The sequence below is a fragment of the Pseudonocardia kujensis genome, from assembly GCF_021283305.1.
GTDB classification, from domain to species: domain Bacteria; phylum Actinomycetota; class Actinomycetes; order Mycobacteriales; family Pseudonocardiaceae; genus Pseudonocardia; species Pseudonocardia kujensis.
This window is the reverse complement of the sequence record NZ_JAJSOK010000001.1, coordinates 327,571-341,692: the sequence shown is the minus strand read 5'-3', so window position 1 is coordinate 341,692 and position 14,122 is coordinate 327,571. Positions and strand designations below refer to the sequence as shown.

Annotated in this window: 13 protein-coding genes; 10 read left to right on the top strand and 3 right to left on the bottom strand. The window is 71.8% G+C overall.

Features of this window, described 5'->3' with window-relative positions; all coding sequences use genetic code 11:
* Nucleotides 1-300, bottom strand: a 300-nt coding sequence (locus LWC35_RS01635) for an AMP-binding protein (protein WP_232868039.1), incomplete at its 3' end; no start/stop codon positions are given.
* Between the two features lie 150 nt (nt 301-450).
* Between LWC35_RS01635 and serS the strand changes: the two genes are divergently transcribed.
* The 5 genes from serS (at nt 451) to LWC35_RS01610 (ending at nt 6,703) form a co-directional block, all read left to right on the top strand.
* Nucleotides 451-1,719 carry a serine--tRNA ligase gene (gene serS / locus LWC35_RS01630; RefSeq protein WP_232868038.1) on the top strand — a complete coding sequence of 423 codons (1,269 nt, stop codon included), beginning with the start codon at nt 451-453 and terminating at the stop codon, nt 1,717-1,719.
* 526 nt (nt 1,720-2,245) lie between these two features.
* Nucleotides 2,246-3,295 (top strand): isopenicillin N synthase family dioxygenase, encoded by a 1,050-nt coding sequence (locus LWC35_RS01625; RefSeq protein WP_232868037.1) that lies wholly within the window; start codon nt 2,246-2,248, stop codon nt 3,293-3,295.
* A gap of 282 nt (nt 3,296-3,577) precedes the next feature.
* The gene (locus LWC35_RS01620; RefSeq protein ID WP_232868036.1) at nt 3,578-5,938 is read left to right on the top strand and encodes a molybdopterin cofactor-binding domain-containing protein; all 2,361 of its coding nucleotides are present in this window, start codon (nt 3,578-3,580) and stop codon (nt 5,936-5,938) included.
* 10 nt (nt 5,939-5,948) lie between these two features.
* Complete coding sequence (locus LWC35_RS01615) at nt 5,949-6,419, top strand: (2Fe-2S)-binding protein (RefSeq protein ID WP_232868035.1); 471 nt, start codon at nt 5,949-5,951, stop codon at nt 6,417-6,419.
* A gap of 8 nt (nt 6,420-6,427) precedes the next feature.
* Nucleotides 6,428-6,703, top strand: coding sequence for a hypothetical protein (locus LWC35_RS01610; RefSeq protein WP_232868034.1), 276 nt, complete (start codon nt 6,428-6,430; stop codon nt 6,701-6,703).
* A 164-nt stretch (nt 6,704-6,867) separates the two neighbouring features.
* Here the strand turns inward: LWC35_RS01610 and LWC35_RS01605 are convergent, their stop codons facing one another.
* Both LWC35_RS01605 and LWC35_RS01600 read right to left on the bottom strand, forming a co-directional pair.
* Nucleotides 6,868-7,623 carry a cache domain-containing protein gene (locus LWC35_RS01605; protein WP_232868033.1) on the bottom strand — a complete coding sequence of 252 codons (756 nt, stop codon included), beginning with the start codon at nt 7,621-7,623 and terminating at the stop codon, nt 6,868-6,870.
* Nucleotides 7,620-8,399, bottom strand: a complete 780-nt coding sequence (locus tag LWC35_RS01600) for a FadR/GntR family transcriptional regulator (RefSeq protein ID WP_232868032.1) — start codon at nt 8,397-8,399, stop codon at nt 7,620-7,622. The genes LWC35_RS01605 and LWC35_RS01600 overlap by 4 nt, the downstream gene beginning before the upstream one ends.
* A 142-nt stretch (nt 8,400-8,541) precedes the next feature.
* On the opposite strand from LWC35_RS01600, the gene LWC35_RS01595 reads away from it, so the two are divergent.
* The 5 genes from LWC35_RS01595 to LWC35_RS01575 all read left to right on the top strand — a co-directional run bounded on the left by LWC35_RS01595 (nt 8,542) and on the right by LWC35_RS01575 (nt 14,085).
* A complete protein-coding gene (locus LWC35_RS01595; RefSeq protein WP_232868031.1) occupies nt 8,542-9,615 on the top strand; it encodes an ABC transporter ATP-binding protein in 1,074 nt (357 codons plus the stop codon).
* Between the two features lie 50 nt (nt 9,616-9,665).
* A complete protein-coding gene (locus tag LWC35_RS01590) occupies nt 9,666-10,883 on the top strand; it encodes an extracellular solute-binding protein (protein ID WP_232868030.1) in 1,218 nt (405 codons plus the stop codon).
* An 80-nt stretch (nt 10,884-10,963) separates the two neighbouring features.
* Nucleotides 10,964-11,827 (top strand): ABC transporter permease, encoded by an 864-nt coding sequence (locus LWC35_RS01585; protein WP_232868029.1) that lies wholly within the window; start codon nt 10,964-10,966, stop codon nt 11,825-11,827.
* 10 nt (nt 11,828-11,837) lie between these two features.
* The gene (locus tag LWC35_RS01580; protein WP_232868028.1) at nt 11,838-12,641 is read left to right on the top strand and encodes an ABC transporter permease; all 804 of its coding nucleotides are present in this window, start codon (nt 11,838-11,840) and stop codon (nt 12,639-12,641) included.
* 13 nt (nt 12,642-12,654) lie between these two features.
* Nucleotides 12,655-14,085, top strand: a complete 1,431-nt coding sequence (locus LWC35_RS01575; RefSeq protein ID WP_232868027.1) for an aminobutyraldehyde dehydrogenase — start codon at nt 12,655-12,657, stop codon at nt 14,083-14,085.
* The last annotated feature ends 37 nt before the right edge of the window (nt 14,086-14,122 follow it).

Genomic DNA, 14,122 nt, shown 5'->3' with positions numbered 1-14,122 from the left:
CGCCCCGATCTTCGCCGTCGCGTACTGCAACACCGTCCACTCCGCCATGTTCGGCGCCCAGATCCCGACCCGATCCCCCTTCACCACCCCGTCGGCCAACAAACCCAACGCCAAGGCATCGACATCCCCGCGGAGCCGGGCATAGCTCCACCGCCGCCCCGTCGGCACCTCGACCAGCGCCTCCCGCTCCGGATCGGCCGCAACCGTCCGGTCGAAATTGTCACCGATCGTGTCCCCCAACAACGGAACGTCGGAAACTCCGGAGGCGTACGACGGCAGCGCGGGGGTGGAGGTGGTCACCTGCGTCCTCCTCTTCAGGGGCGGGCGGCGCAGCGTTATGCGCCCGGTCACGTGATCGCGACACATCCTGCCGACGACCGGGCCTCCGGCGCCAGCTCCTCTTGGGGAGGAGCGGGGAAACGCCCTGCGGTCGGGCGATACGCTCGGACGATGCACGACCCCCGCGTCCTGCTCGATCCCGCCACCGACGCGGTGCGCAAGCTCGCGCGCCGCGGCTACTCCCTCGACCTGGAGCGCCTCGAGAAGCTCCTGGGCGGTCGCAACGCGGCCATCCAGAAGGGCGACGAGTCCCGGGCCGAGGCGAACCGGCTGCAGAAGGCGGTCAAGGGCGCTTCTCCGGAGGAGCGGCCCGCCCTCGTCGAGAAGGCGCGGGAGATGAAGGCCTCCATCACCCTCGCCGAGGAGGAGCACCGGGAGCTCGAGGCCCAGCTCACCGAGTACCTCCTCGAGATCCCGAACCTCCCCGCCGACGAGCTGCCCGACGGCGCCAGCGACGAGGACGCCGTGGAGGTGCGGACCTGGGGCGAGATCCCGGCCGTCGAGAACCCGCTCGACCACGTCGACCTGGGCGAGAAGCTCGGGATCCTGGACCTGCCCCGCGCGACCAAGCTGTCGGGCCCGCGGTTCGCCGTGCTCAAGGGCCGCGGCGCGGCGCTGGAGCGCGCGCTCGCCCGGTTCTTCCTCGACCTGCACACGGAGCGCCACGGGTACACCGAGTGGTCGGTGCCGGCGCTCGTCACGCGGCCGACGATGACCGGCACGGGCCAGCTGCCGAAGTTCGAGCAGGACCTGTTCCGCACCGAGGTGGCCGACCGGGAACTGTTCCTCATCCCGACGGCCGAGGTGCCGCTGACCAACCTGCACGCCCGCGAGACCCTCGCCGCCGAGGAGCTCCCGCTGGCCTACACCGCACAGACGCCGTGCTTCCGCTCGGAGGCCGGGTCGTACGGCAAGGACACCCGGGGGCTGATCCGGGTGCACGAGTTCTCGAAGGTCGAGCTGGTCCGGTTCGTCGACCCGGCCCGTTCGCGCGAGGAGCTGGAGGTCCTGCTCGGCCACGCCGAGGCCGTCGTCCAGGCGCTGGGGCTGGCCTACCGGGTCGTCCGGCTCGCGGCCGGCGACATCGGCTTCTCCGCCGAGTACACCTACGACATCGAGGTGTGGCTGCCCAGCCAGGGCCGCTACCGCGAGATCAGCTCTGTCTCGGACTTCGGCACCTTCCAGGCTCGTCGGGCCGGCATCCGGACCAAGGCGAAGGACGGCGCCCGCGGTTTCGCCGCCACGCTCAACGGCTCGGGCCTCCCGGTCGGCCGCACCCTGGTCGCCGTCCTGGAGCAGGGGCAGCAGCCCGACGGCAGCGTCCGCATCCCGCCCGCCCTCGTCCCCTACACCGGCTTCGAGGTCCTCGAACCCGCCTGACCCCTCCCCGCGAGTCGGCACTCTCGGGTCACCGAAGTGCACATCCCCGCGAGTAGCGAGTTCTGGCCGCGCGAGTCGGGAGTCCTGGCAGCGCGAGTCGCGCTCTGGGCTCCCGCGAGTCGGGCTTCGCCACGCAGGCGGGGACCGCGACCAGCACCTCGGCGAGCAGCAGGCCGGCGAGATCGGATCGTCGTCTTCCGTGCGTACAAGGCTTCCGACGGCGACGACGGCCGAGACGACAACTGCTCGGCGCTCGGCCGACGGCATCTCGGTAGGGGCGGCCGAGCCCTCCCGGGATGTGCACCTCGACGCCCAGGATCCGCCGACTCGCGCTGTGGCGGCCCGGCCGGTCGGAGTCGGCACGCCCGCCGGTCGGGGCAGGCGCGGGGTGGGCGAAGGGTGGGACCCTCGGTACCGTGGGCCGGGACGTCGCCGTGCACCGGCAGCAGTTCCGGGCCGAGGCGGTAGGCAGCAGCGCCCCGGCCGAACGATGGTCGAGAACGATCACTTCGCACCGGGAGCAGCCATGGCAGTCGCCGAGACCCGCGACGGCGTCCTCGAGGTCCCGACCCTCGACATCACCCCGTTCCGCACCGGGGGCCCGGAGGCCGAGGCCGAACGGGACGAGGTGGCCCGCGCCGTCGACCACGCCGCCCGCACGGTCGGGTTCATGCAGGTCGTCGGGCACGGGATCCCGCCCTCGACACTCGACGCCTTCACCGCGGCCATGGACGCCTTCTTCGCCGAGGACCCCGCGGCCAAGTCGGCCTACCGCTGCCCGCCCGGCGTGAACCGCGGCTACACCCCGCCGAAGTCCGAGTCGCTCGCCAACAGCCTGGGCCTCGCCTCCGCCGCCGATCTCTTCGAGGCGTTCAACGTCGGCTCCCAGGCGAGCGACTTCCCCGGGCTGGGGCTGTCCGAGGCGGACTACGGGACGAACGTCTGGCCGGACACTCCGGGCTTCCGCCCGGCGGTCGAGGCCTGGTTCGCCGCCGCCGGCGGGGTCGCCCGGACGATGACCCGCGTCTTCGGCCGTGCCCTCGGACTCGGCGACGAGTACCTGTGCCGGTTCACCGGCCACTCCGTCGACGTGCTGCGGATGATCAACTACCGGCTGCCGTCGGCCGCTGCCGAGCTCGAGCCGGAGCAGGTCGGCATGGGTGCGCACACCGACTACGGCATCGTCACCGTGCTGTGGGCCGACGCGGTGCCCGGCCTGGAGATCCTCGACGGCGAGGGCCGTTGGCACGCCGTGCAGCCCGTGCCGGGCGCGCTGCTGGTGAACCTGGGCGACGCCCTGGCGCGCTGGACGAACGACCGCTGGATCTCGACGATGCACCGGGTCGCCGCCCCGCGCGTCGACGGCGTGCTGGTCCCGCGCCGGTCCGCCGCCTTCTTCCACGACGGCGACGTCGACGCCGTGATCGCGCCGCTGCCGACCTGCGTCGACGCCGGGCACCCGGCCCTGTACGAACCGGTGACGGTCGGCGAGCACCTGAGGGCCAAGCTCGCGGGCTCCCGCGGCGGCGTGCTCACCGAGGGCGCACAGCGCGAGGCCGCCCGCCTCTCACGCTGACGGCGCGAGCGCGACACGCCCCACCCGGCCGGGTGAAAACACCTGAGGAACCCCGTTCCGCAGATTCGGATCATCACGCGCGACAGCGCCGCTCCCTCGGATAAGGGCGCCCTGACCTGCACGGCGCTGACCTGCGTCGGGACCAGCAGGATCTGGTCGACTACCCACAGATGTCCGACGCTTCGCGACGTAACTGTCGTATCCGGTGGTCGTTGGCGGCGCAAGTACCGGACGAACGCTCCCCACGTCGTCCTGCTCCGTCCCCGACTAAGAGGACCCCGGATGGCCAACCATCGCTTCGCTCCCCCACGCACGAAGGAACCGAAGGAACCCGGCACCGGCCTGCGTGCGCCGGTCGGGCGCCGCAAGTTCCTCGGCTACCTGATCGCGGCGCCCACGCTCGTGGTCGCCGCCGAGTTCACCCGCCAGCAGATCTTCGACGCGCCCTCGACCGCGTGGGCCGCGGCGACGCCGTCGGGCCCGCAGACCCCCGAGGTCTACGACCTGCTGGACGCCCTGCGCGACGCGGGCCGCCCCACCGCGAACCTGATCCGCATCGAGGTGAACAAGGACGGCACCGTGTCGTTCGCGCTGCCCCGCTCGGACAACGGGCAGGGCATCATCACCTCGACCCAGATGATCATCGCGGAGGAGATGGGTCTCGAGGTCGACCAGGTGAAGGTCACACTCGCCGACGCCCGCCCCGAGCTGATGTTCAACCAGCTGACCGGCGGGTCGAGCACCACCTTCACCACCTACACCCCGATCCGGGTGGCCGCGGCGCTGGCCCAGATGCGGCTGCTCGACGCCGCGTCGCAGCTCCTGCAGCAGGACGTCCGCACGTTGACCAGCCGCGGTGGGCTGATCACCGGCGCGACCGGCGGCTCGGTGCCCTTCTCCGCGCTGGCCGAGAAGGCCGCGAGCGCCGTGGACCAGCAGGTCGAGGTCGCGCTGAAGCCCCGCGAGGACTTCGCGATCATCGGGAAGCCCCAGAACAAGACCGACGCGCGGGACATCGTCACCGGCAGGAAGTGCTTCGCCACCGACCTGCAGATCCCCGACGCGCTGCCGACGGTCATCTGCCGGGCGCCGGACCTCAACGGCACGCCGGACGACGTCGAGAACATCGACGAGGTCCGCGGCATGCCGGGGATCACGGACGTCGAGGTCGTGTCGACGGGCGTCGCGGTGCGGGCGAAGACGTTCGGGCAGGCCATCGACGGCGTCCGCGCCCTGCGCGTGCAGTGGAACGACGGCACCGTCCACGGCGAGGACGACGAGTCCGTCCTCGCGAAGGTCCGCGCGGCCGAGCTGCCCATGGCCGTCCCGGCCGGCGTCGGCGAGACGATCGACTGCGCGTTCACCTTCTACTTCGCCTCCAGCAGCTCGCTGGAGACCAACTCCGCGATCGCCGACGTCCGCGCGGACCGTGCCGAGGTCTGGGGCGCGATGAAGAACCCGATCGCGGCGTCGGGGGACATCGCGAAGGCCGTCGGGCTGCCGCAGAGCGCGGTGACCGTGCACGTGACCGAGGGCGGCGGGTCGTTCGGCCGCAAGCTGTTCTACGACGCCGCGGTCGAGGCGGCGGAGTGCTCGAAGGTCATCGGCAAGCCGGTGAAGCTGATGTGGACCCGCGCCGACGACTCCCGTCAGGGCCGCGTGCACCCGATGGCGACCAGCCGGATCCGGGCGCAGATCAGCGGCGACACCGTGCTGTCGTACGAGCAGCGGCACACCAGCGTCGCCACGCAGGTCAACCCGGGGTTCGGCGACGCGATCTCCACGGGGGCGGTCAAGGCCCCGCTGGGAAACCTGACGCTCTCGGAGAGCATCTTCGAGCTGACGCAGGTCACGCCCTACGACTTCGGGGTGTCGACCCGGTTCCTCAACGAGGTCGACATGCGCTTCAACACGACCTCGATGCGCAACATCTACTCGCCCAACGTCGCCACGGCCCGCGAGCTGATGGTCGACCAGATCGCGGCGAAGATGGGCAAGGACCCCTACGAGTTCCGGCGGGCGTTCCTCAAGCACGACCGGATGCGCGGGGTGCTCGACGCCGTGGCCAAGGAGGGCCGCTGGGGCCGGTCGATGAAGAAGGGCACCGCCCAGGGCCTCGGCTTCCACACCGAGTACAAGGGCGTCTCCGCCGCCCTGGTCGAGATCGACTGCCGGCCCGACACCGTCAACCGGAAGATCCGCGAGGCCGTGACCGGCCCCCGGGTCACGAAGGTGACCTTCGCCGTCGACATCGGCCTGGTCATCAACCCGCGCGGGCTCGAGGCGCAGATGATGGGCGGGATCAACGACGCGCTCGCGCTGATCCTGACCTCCAGCCTGCACCTGACCGACGGGCACTTCGTCGAGGCCAGCTGGGACAACTACTTCTACACCCGGCAGTGGAACACCCCACCCGAGATGAACATCATCATCGTGGACTCGGACGCCGACGAGCCCGGCGGAGCCGGCGAGTTCGGCCTGGCGGCCACGTGCGGCGCGATCGCGACGGCCTATGCCCGCGCCGTGGGGAAGGTGCCGGAGTACTTCCCGATCAACCACAAGGACCCGTTCCCCTTCGAGCCCAAACCACTCGTGCCCCCGATCCCCGAGTCGCCGACCGACGGCCTCCGCCACACCTACTGAGGAGACCTCCATGCCCACGCACACCTTCACGCTCAACGGCGAGCGGGTCACGGTGGACGTCGAGGACGACGTCCGCCTGCTCTGGGTCATCCGCGACATGCTCGGCATCACCGGCCCCAAGTACGGCTGCGGCATCAACGTCTGCAAGGCCTGCACCTGCCACATCAACGGCAAGGCCTTCAACCCCTGCTCCGTCCCCGTGGGCGCCATCCACGAGTCCGACGAGATCACCACCATCGAAGGCCTCGCCGACGGCGACGACCTCCACCCCATGCAACAAGCCTGGCTCGACCGCGACGTCCCCCAATGCGGCTACTGCCAACCCGGCCAGATCATGGCCGCCGTCGCCAAGGTCCGCCAATGCCAACGCGAAGGCCGCGACCTCGACGACGCCGCCATCGAAGAAATCCGCAACATCTGCCGCTGCGGCACCTACCAACGCATCCGCGAAGCCATCAAGGCCGGCGCGGACAACATGTGAGGACCGGAATGAAAAAACGCACCCTCTGCACCCTCGCCCTCGGCGGCGCGCTGCTGCCGGTCGGCACCGGCACCGCATTCGCGGCCGAAGCCCCCACCGCCGACCTCGCCCAGGGCGCCAGCGCCACCCAGGCCACCGCCCAGACCGCCGCCACCTCCTTCCTCGACGCCGCCGACGGCAACGGCCCCACCGGCGCCGACGGCCTCGAAACCGAGTTCCCCGACCCCGGCTTCAACTACCTCGACGGCCCCGCGAACGGCCTCCTCAACGGCCCCTTCGACTGACCCACCCAACCCATTATGGTTCCATAACGCACCATTCCCCGGCCCCAGAATCGCGTTATGGAACCATAATGCGCCCGAGAGCGGCGAGAGAACGCGTTATGGAACCATAATGCGCTCAGGACGCGCGGAAACGAGCGTCATGGAGCCATAATGCGTCGGGTTGGTCAGGCGAGCGCGAGGATCGCGAGCGGGGTGTCCTCGAGACGGCGCAGGGCCGGGTCGGAGCGCCGCCAGAGCGCCGGGACGTCGGCCTGCCGCGTCACCGCGCCCGTCACCAGGTCCGGCCGGTTGGCCACCAGGACCCGGCCCTCGGCGTTGACCAGCGCCGTGGGCCCGGTCATCCGGTGCAGCAGCGGCAGCAGCCGCCGCTCCAGCCAGCTGGTGACCACGTCGGCCCCCACCACCCCGAGGTAGGTCCGCCCCCGTTCGTGGTGCGTCGCGTAGAGCGGCACGGTGAAGGTGAGCGTGTACTCCTCGGTGCACAGCCAGTCGACGTACGGGCCCGTGACGTGCCGGGCGCCGGTGTCGCGCGGCACCGCGAACCACGGGAAGCTCGTGTAGTCGAAGAAGTTCTCCGCCTCGGGGTCGAGCACCGGGAGCAGCTTCCGCGGCCCCGCCCCGGACCGGTACCACCACTCCATCCAGTGCGCCGCGTCGGCGAGCACGTCCGGGGCGAGCACCAGGCCCGCACCGACCAGCGGCGTCCCCTCCGGTTCCACGATCGGGCGGACGGCGCCGGCGATGGCGGCGACCTCCTCGGCCCGGACGGGCGTGCCCGCGGCCCACGGCAGGAAGAGCTGCTCGGCGACCCGGCGCAGCGCGTCGAGCGCTCCGAAGGCGGTGGCACACAGCTGTTCCACCCGCGCAGCCAGGGCGTCGGCGGGGTCGGGGACGGCGGCGGGTTCGGGCGCGGCGCTCACGGCTCCTCCTCCCCGAGCAGGGTCAGCTGGATCGCGCTGGCCCGGGCCAGCGCAGCGTAGACCTGCGCCACCGCCTGTGCGCGGGCGCGCTGACCGTCGCCGGCCACGACCGCGTCGAGGACCTGCCGGTACCGCGCGACGACGTCGGTGTGGGCGGCCGGGGTGGTCGCCGCCAGCCAGAGCAGCGACCCGACCTCGCTCTGCAGGTCGATCACCGCGCGGGTGAGCCGGGGCGACTGGGCGGCGGCGGCGAGCTCCACGTGGAAGCGGGCTTCTGCGCGCCGGCGGGACCCGGCGTCGGCGGCCCGGGCCAGCTCGTCGACGCTCGCGGTGAGCAGGTCCAGGTCGTCGCGCCCGGCGCGATCGGCCGCGAGCAGCGCGCTCGTGCCGGCGATCGCGACGTAGTGGTCGGCGAGGTCGCGCAGCTCGGAGGGACTCACCTCGCGCAGCCGCTCGTGCAGCAGGTCCGCGCCGGACGTGCGGATGTCACGGACGAAGCTGCCGCCGCGCCGCCCGCGCCGCGTCTCGACCAGGCCCTGCTCACGCAGCGTGGTGAGCGCCTCCCGCACGGTCACCGCCGAGACCCCGAACGAGCCCGCGAGGTCGGTCTCGCTGGGCAGCTGCTCGTCGGCCCGCAGCAGCCCGAGCCGGATGCCCTCGGAGAGCCGGCGCACCACCGCGTCGGCCCGCCGGCCCACCTCGAGGGGCGCGAACACCGCGGCGCGCCCGCCACCTCCCGGCGCACGCAGCGACCGGTTGTCCCCGTTCGTGGTCATTTCGCCGCCATGCTGCCACAGGGACTTGACCATAAACATATGAGTCCATATGTTTTCGCCCCATCGGTTGCCCCGAGGTTCGCAACGCGGGCGGCCGACCGCCGCAGGAGTCGCGCCCACCCGACCGATCCCGGAGGAGACGATGCTCGTGGCGACAGCCGCCGAACCCCGCACCACCGACACCGGCGCCGCGCCGGCCATCGCGCTGCGCGGGATCCGGAAGGTGTTCGGCTCGGGGTCCGGCGCCGTCACGGCCGTGCACGACCTCGACCTCGACATCTCCGACGGCGAGTTCGTCACCCTGCTCGGGCCGTCCGGCTCCGGGAAGACGACGGTGCTGCGGATCGTCGCCGGGTTCGAGCAACCGACCGCGGGCCGGGTGCTGCTGCGCGGCCGGGACGTCACCGGCGTCGCCCCCTTCGACCGCGACGTCCACACCGTGTTCCAGGACTACGCGCTCTTCCCGCACATGTCGGTGCGGCGCAACGTCGAGTACCCGCTGCGCATCGCGAAGGTCGGGCGCACCGAGCGCCGCGACCGGGCCATGGAAGCCCTGGAGACCGTGCGGCTCGGGCCCATGGCCGACCGCGCCCCGACCGAGCTCTCCGGCGGCCAGCGCCAGCGCGTCGCCCTGGCCCGCGCGCTCGTCGACCGGCCCTCCGTGCTGCTGCTCGACGAGCCGCTGGGCGCCCTCGACCTCAAGCTCCGCGAGCAGATGCAGCTGGAGCTCAAGGACATCCAGCGGAAGTCCGGGATCACGTTCGTGCTGGTCACGCACGACCAGGACGAGGCGCTCACGCTCGCCGACCGGATCGTCGTCTTCAACGACGGCCGGGTCGAGCAGGCCGGCGCAGCGCACGAGGTCTACGAGCACCCTGCGTCGCCCTTCGTGGCCGGGTTCGTCGGCACGTCGAACCTGGTCGGGCCCGAGGTCGCACCGGCGGTCCTCGGCCGCGAGGGCAGCTGGAGCGTGCGCCCGGAGAAGATCGCGATCTCCGAGCCGGACGCCGACGTGCCCGCCGGGCACGTCGGCGCCGACGGCACCGTCTCGGAGCTCGTCTACACCGGCCCCACCACGCGCTGCGTCGTGGCGCTCGACGCCGGCGCCTCCCTGTCCGTGCTGCTGCTCAACGGCGGGCAGCGCGACACGGCGCCGGAGCGCGGCGCCCGGGTGCGCCTGTCCTGGCACCCGGACCACCAGATCCCGCTCGGCTGACTCCGGCCGCGCAGACCCTGTTCCACACGAGATGAGGGGACCCGAACACCATGCGATGTCTCTCCGCGAGAAGGGGCCTGCGCTCCGCGGCGGTCGTCGGAGCGCTGGGCCTGGCGCTCGCCGCGTGCGGTGGCGGCGGGAGCGGCTCGGCCGGCGGCGCCCAGCAGCAGGCGCCGGCCGGTGAGGCCTACGCCGGTCCGGTCGGCCAGGGCGAGGGCAAGCTCTCGGTGCTGGCCTGGCCGGGCTACGCCGAGGACGGGTCCACCGACCCGGCCGTGGACTGGGTGACCCCGTTCGAGCGGGCCACCGGCTGCCAGGTGAGCGTCAAGACCTTCGCCACCTCCGCCGAGGCGGTGCAGCTGTTCGGCACGGGCGAGTACGATGTGGTGTCCGCCTCCGGCGACGCCTCGCTGCGGCTCGTCTACGGCGACCGGGTGCAGCCGGTGAACACGGGCCTGGTGCCGAACTACGCCGACATCATCCCGGACCTCAAGGACAAGCCGTGGAACACGGTGGGCGGCAAGAACTACGGCATCCCGCACGGCCGCGGCGCCAACCTGCTGCTCTACAACACCGCCGCGCACTCCACCGCGCCCACGTCCTGGAAGGACATGTGGGAGCCCGGTAGCCCGGCCGCCGGCAAGATCAGCCCCTACGACGACGGCATCTACATCGCCGACGCCGCGGTCTACCTGATGGCGACCCAACCGGACCTGAAGATCACCAACCCGTACGCGCTCGACCAGAGGCAGTTCGACGCGGCGATCGCGCTGCTCAAGCAGCAGAAGCCGATGGTGTCCGAGTACTGGGCCGACGTCGTCAAGCAGGGGCAGGGACTGTCCTCCGGAGCGCTGTCCGAGGGCCAGGGCTGGCAGCTCACCGCCAACCTCGCCAACACCGACGCCCCGAACACGGTCGGCACGGTGAAGCCGACCGAGGGTGCGACCGGGTGGTCGGACACGTGGATGGTTAAGAAGGACACCCCGAACATCAACTGCGCCTACCAGTGGCTCAACCACGTGATCTCGCCCGAGGTCAACGCGCAGATCGCGGAGTACTTCGGTGAGGCGCCGGCGAACACCAAGTCCTGCGCGCTGACCAAGGACCGGAACCACTGCGCGACCTACCACGCGCAGGAGACCGACTTCTGGGACAACGTCTACTACTGGACGACGCCGACCGAGGACTGCCTCGACGGCCGCACGGACGTGAAGTGCGTGCCCTACGACCAGTGGGTCCGCTCCTGGTCGGAGCTTCGCAGCGCCTGAGGGCGCGTGCGCGGTGGGTGGTGCCGACCCCGGCGACGACCGGGCACCACCCACCGCGCACACCACGGAGGTGCTTTCTCGTGACGACCCTGCCCGCCCCTTCCTCCTGGACCCGCCGCGTCCAGGCCGTCCTCCACCGGCACCCGAGGCTGCGGCTGTCCGGCCTGCTCGCGCCGGCCCTGCTCTGGCTCGTGCTGCTCTACCTCGTCCCGCTGGTCCTGCTGCTGCTCACGGCGTTCGCCGAGACCGACAGCTTCACCGGGCAGATCACCTGGACGCTCTCGGCCGACACCGTGCTGGACGTGCTCACCACGCCGGCGTACCTGTTCACCGCGCTGCGCACCGTGCTCGTGGCGGTGGGCGTCACGGTGCTGTGTGCGGTCCTCGCGCTGCCGCTGGCGACCTACATGGCGCTCGTCGCGGCCCCGCGGCGGCGGCCGTTGCTGGTGGCCCTCGTCGTCACCCCGCTGTGGGCCTCCTACCTGGTCAAGGTCTACGCCTGGCGGATCCTGCTGGCCCCGGAGGGCGTGCTCGGCGGCGCGAGCCCGGGCTACGGCTGGACGGCCGTCGTGGTCACCCTGACCTACCTGTGGCTGCCGTACATGGTCATGCCGGTCTACACCGGGATCTCCGCGCTGCGCGGCTCCTACCTGGAGGCCGCCGCGGACCTCGGCGCCCGGCCCTGGACGACGTTCCGGACCGTGGTGCTGCCGGTGCTCAAGCCCGCCATCGCGGCCGGCTCGGTGTTCACGTTCTCGCTGAGCCTCGGCGACTACATCACCGTGCAGCTCGTCGGCGGGACGAACCAGATGCTCGGCAACCTCGTCTACGCCAACTTCTCCACCGACCTGCCGCTCGCCGCCGCGCTCGCCGTGCTGCCGCTGATCGTCATGGCGGCCTACCTGCTCACCATCCGGCGCACCGGCGCCCTCGACCGCCTGTAGGAGGGACGCGATGGTCCTCTCCGGCCCCGCCCGCTGGGTGCTGCGCATCCTGGCGATCGCCGTCCTGACCTTCGTCTACGCGCCGCTGGCGCTGGTGCTGCTCAACTCGTTCAACGCGAGCGCCACGTTCGCCTGGCCGCCCTCGGGCTTCACGCTGGACTGGTGGTCGGCGGCCGCCGGCAACGAGGGCGTCCGCTCGGCCGTCCTGCTCTCGGTCGAGGTGGCGCTGCTGGCCACCGCGATCGCGGTCGTGCTGGGCACGCTCGCCTCGCTCGCCCTGGTGCGCTACGAGTTCTTCGGCCGCGACGTGGTGTCGCTGCTGGTCCTGCTGCCGATCGCGCTGCCCGGCATCGTCACCGGGATCGCGCTCAACACGCTGTTCACGCAGGCCCTCGGCGGCCTGACGTTCGTGACCCTCGTCGTGGGGCACGCGACCTTCTGCATCGTGCTCGTGGTCAACAACGCCTCGGCCCGGCTGCGCCGCACCAACGCCACGCTGGAGGAGGCCTCGACGGACCTCGGCGCCACCCCGTGGACGACGTGGCGGCTGGTCACGTTCCCGGCGCTGCGGGGCGCGCTGGTCGCCGGGGCGCTGCTGGCCTTCGCGCTCTCCTTCGACGAGATCATCGTGACCACCTTCACCGCGGGTCCCGGGCTGCAGACGCTGCCGCTGTGGATCCTGCAGAACCTCTTCCGGCCGAACCAGTCGCCGATCGTCAACGTCGCCGCGGTCGGCCTCGTCGTGATCTCGGTGCTGCCCGTGTACCTCGCGTACCGGCTCTCCGGGGACAGCGCGACCGCCACCACCAAGTAGGGAGTTGCCGGCCATGCAGACCTTCCACAACATCGTCGACGGCAAGCCGGTCCCGGCCGCGGACGGGCGCACCACCGACATCGTCGACCCGTCGACCGGCGAGGTCTACGCGACCGCACCGCTGTCCGGGCAGGCCGACGTCGACGCCGCCTACGCGAGCGCGAGGCGGGCCTTCGACGAGCACTGGCGCGACCTCACGCCGTCGGAACGGCAGGCCGCGCTGCTGAAGATCGCCGACGCGGTCGAGGAGCACGCCGACGAGCTCGTCGAGCTGGAGCACCGCGACACCGGCAAACCGAGGGCCCTGACGCACTCCGAGGAGATCGCGGTCATGGCCGACCAGTTCCGGTTCTTCGCCGGCGCGGCCCGCACCCTCGAGGGGCGGGCGTCGGCGGAGTACATGGCCGGGCACACGTCGTCGGTCCGCCGTGAGCCCCTCGGCGTGGTCGGGGCGATCACGCCCTGGAACTACCCGATGATGATGGCCACCTGGAAGATCGGGCCCGCGCTCGCGGCCGGCAACACCATGGTGCTCAAGCCCTCGGACACCACCCCGGCCTCGACGACCCGGATGGCCGAGCTGTTCGCCGAGTTCCTGCCACCGGGCGTGCTCAACGTCGTGTGCGGCGACCGCAACACGGGCGCGCTGATCTCGGGACACCCCGCCCCCGCCCTGGTCGCGATCACCGGGTCGACGCGGGCGGGCAAGGCGGTCGCCGCGGCGGCGGCCCCGAACGTCACCCGCGTGCACCTGGAGCTGGGCGGCAACGCCCCGGTCGTCGTGTTCCCCGACGCCGACGTGGCCGCCTCGGCCGAGGACATCGCGGTCGCCGGGTTCTTCAACGCCGGGCAGGACTGCACCGCGGCCACCCGGGTGCTGGCCCACGAGTCGATCGCCGGGGACCTCGCCGAGGCGCTGGCCGAGGTCGCCCGTGCGGTGCGGTTCTCCTCCGACGAGGACGACTCCGACGACCTGTTCATCCCGCCGCTGAACAACGCCGCGCAGTTCGAGAAGGTCTCGGGCCTGCTGTCCCGGGCCCCCGCCCACGCTTCCGTGCTCGCCGGCGGCTCCCCGGCCGGCGGGCCCGGGTTCTTCTTCCCCGCGACCGTGGTCAACGGCCTGCGGCAGGACGACGAGCTGGTCCGCGAGGAGATCTTCGGGCCGGTGATCACCGTGCAGACCTTCACCGACGAGGCCGAGGCACTGCACCTGGCCAACGACACCGACTACGGGCTGTCCTCCAGCGTCTGGACCACCGACCACTCCCGAGCGCAGCGGATGAGCCGGGGCCTGGAGTTCGGCTGCGTCTGGCTGAACTGCCACATCCCGCTGGTCGCCGAGATGCCGCACGGCGGGTTCAAGCAGTCCGGGTACGGCAAGGACCTCTCCGGCTACTCGGTCGAGGACTACACCCGCGTCAAGCACGTGATGTCGCGCTTCTGAATCGCATTATGGAACCATAACGACGATTCCGACGGCG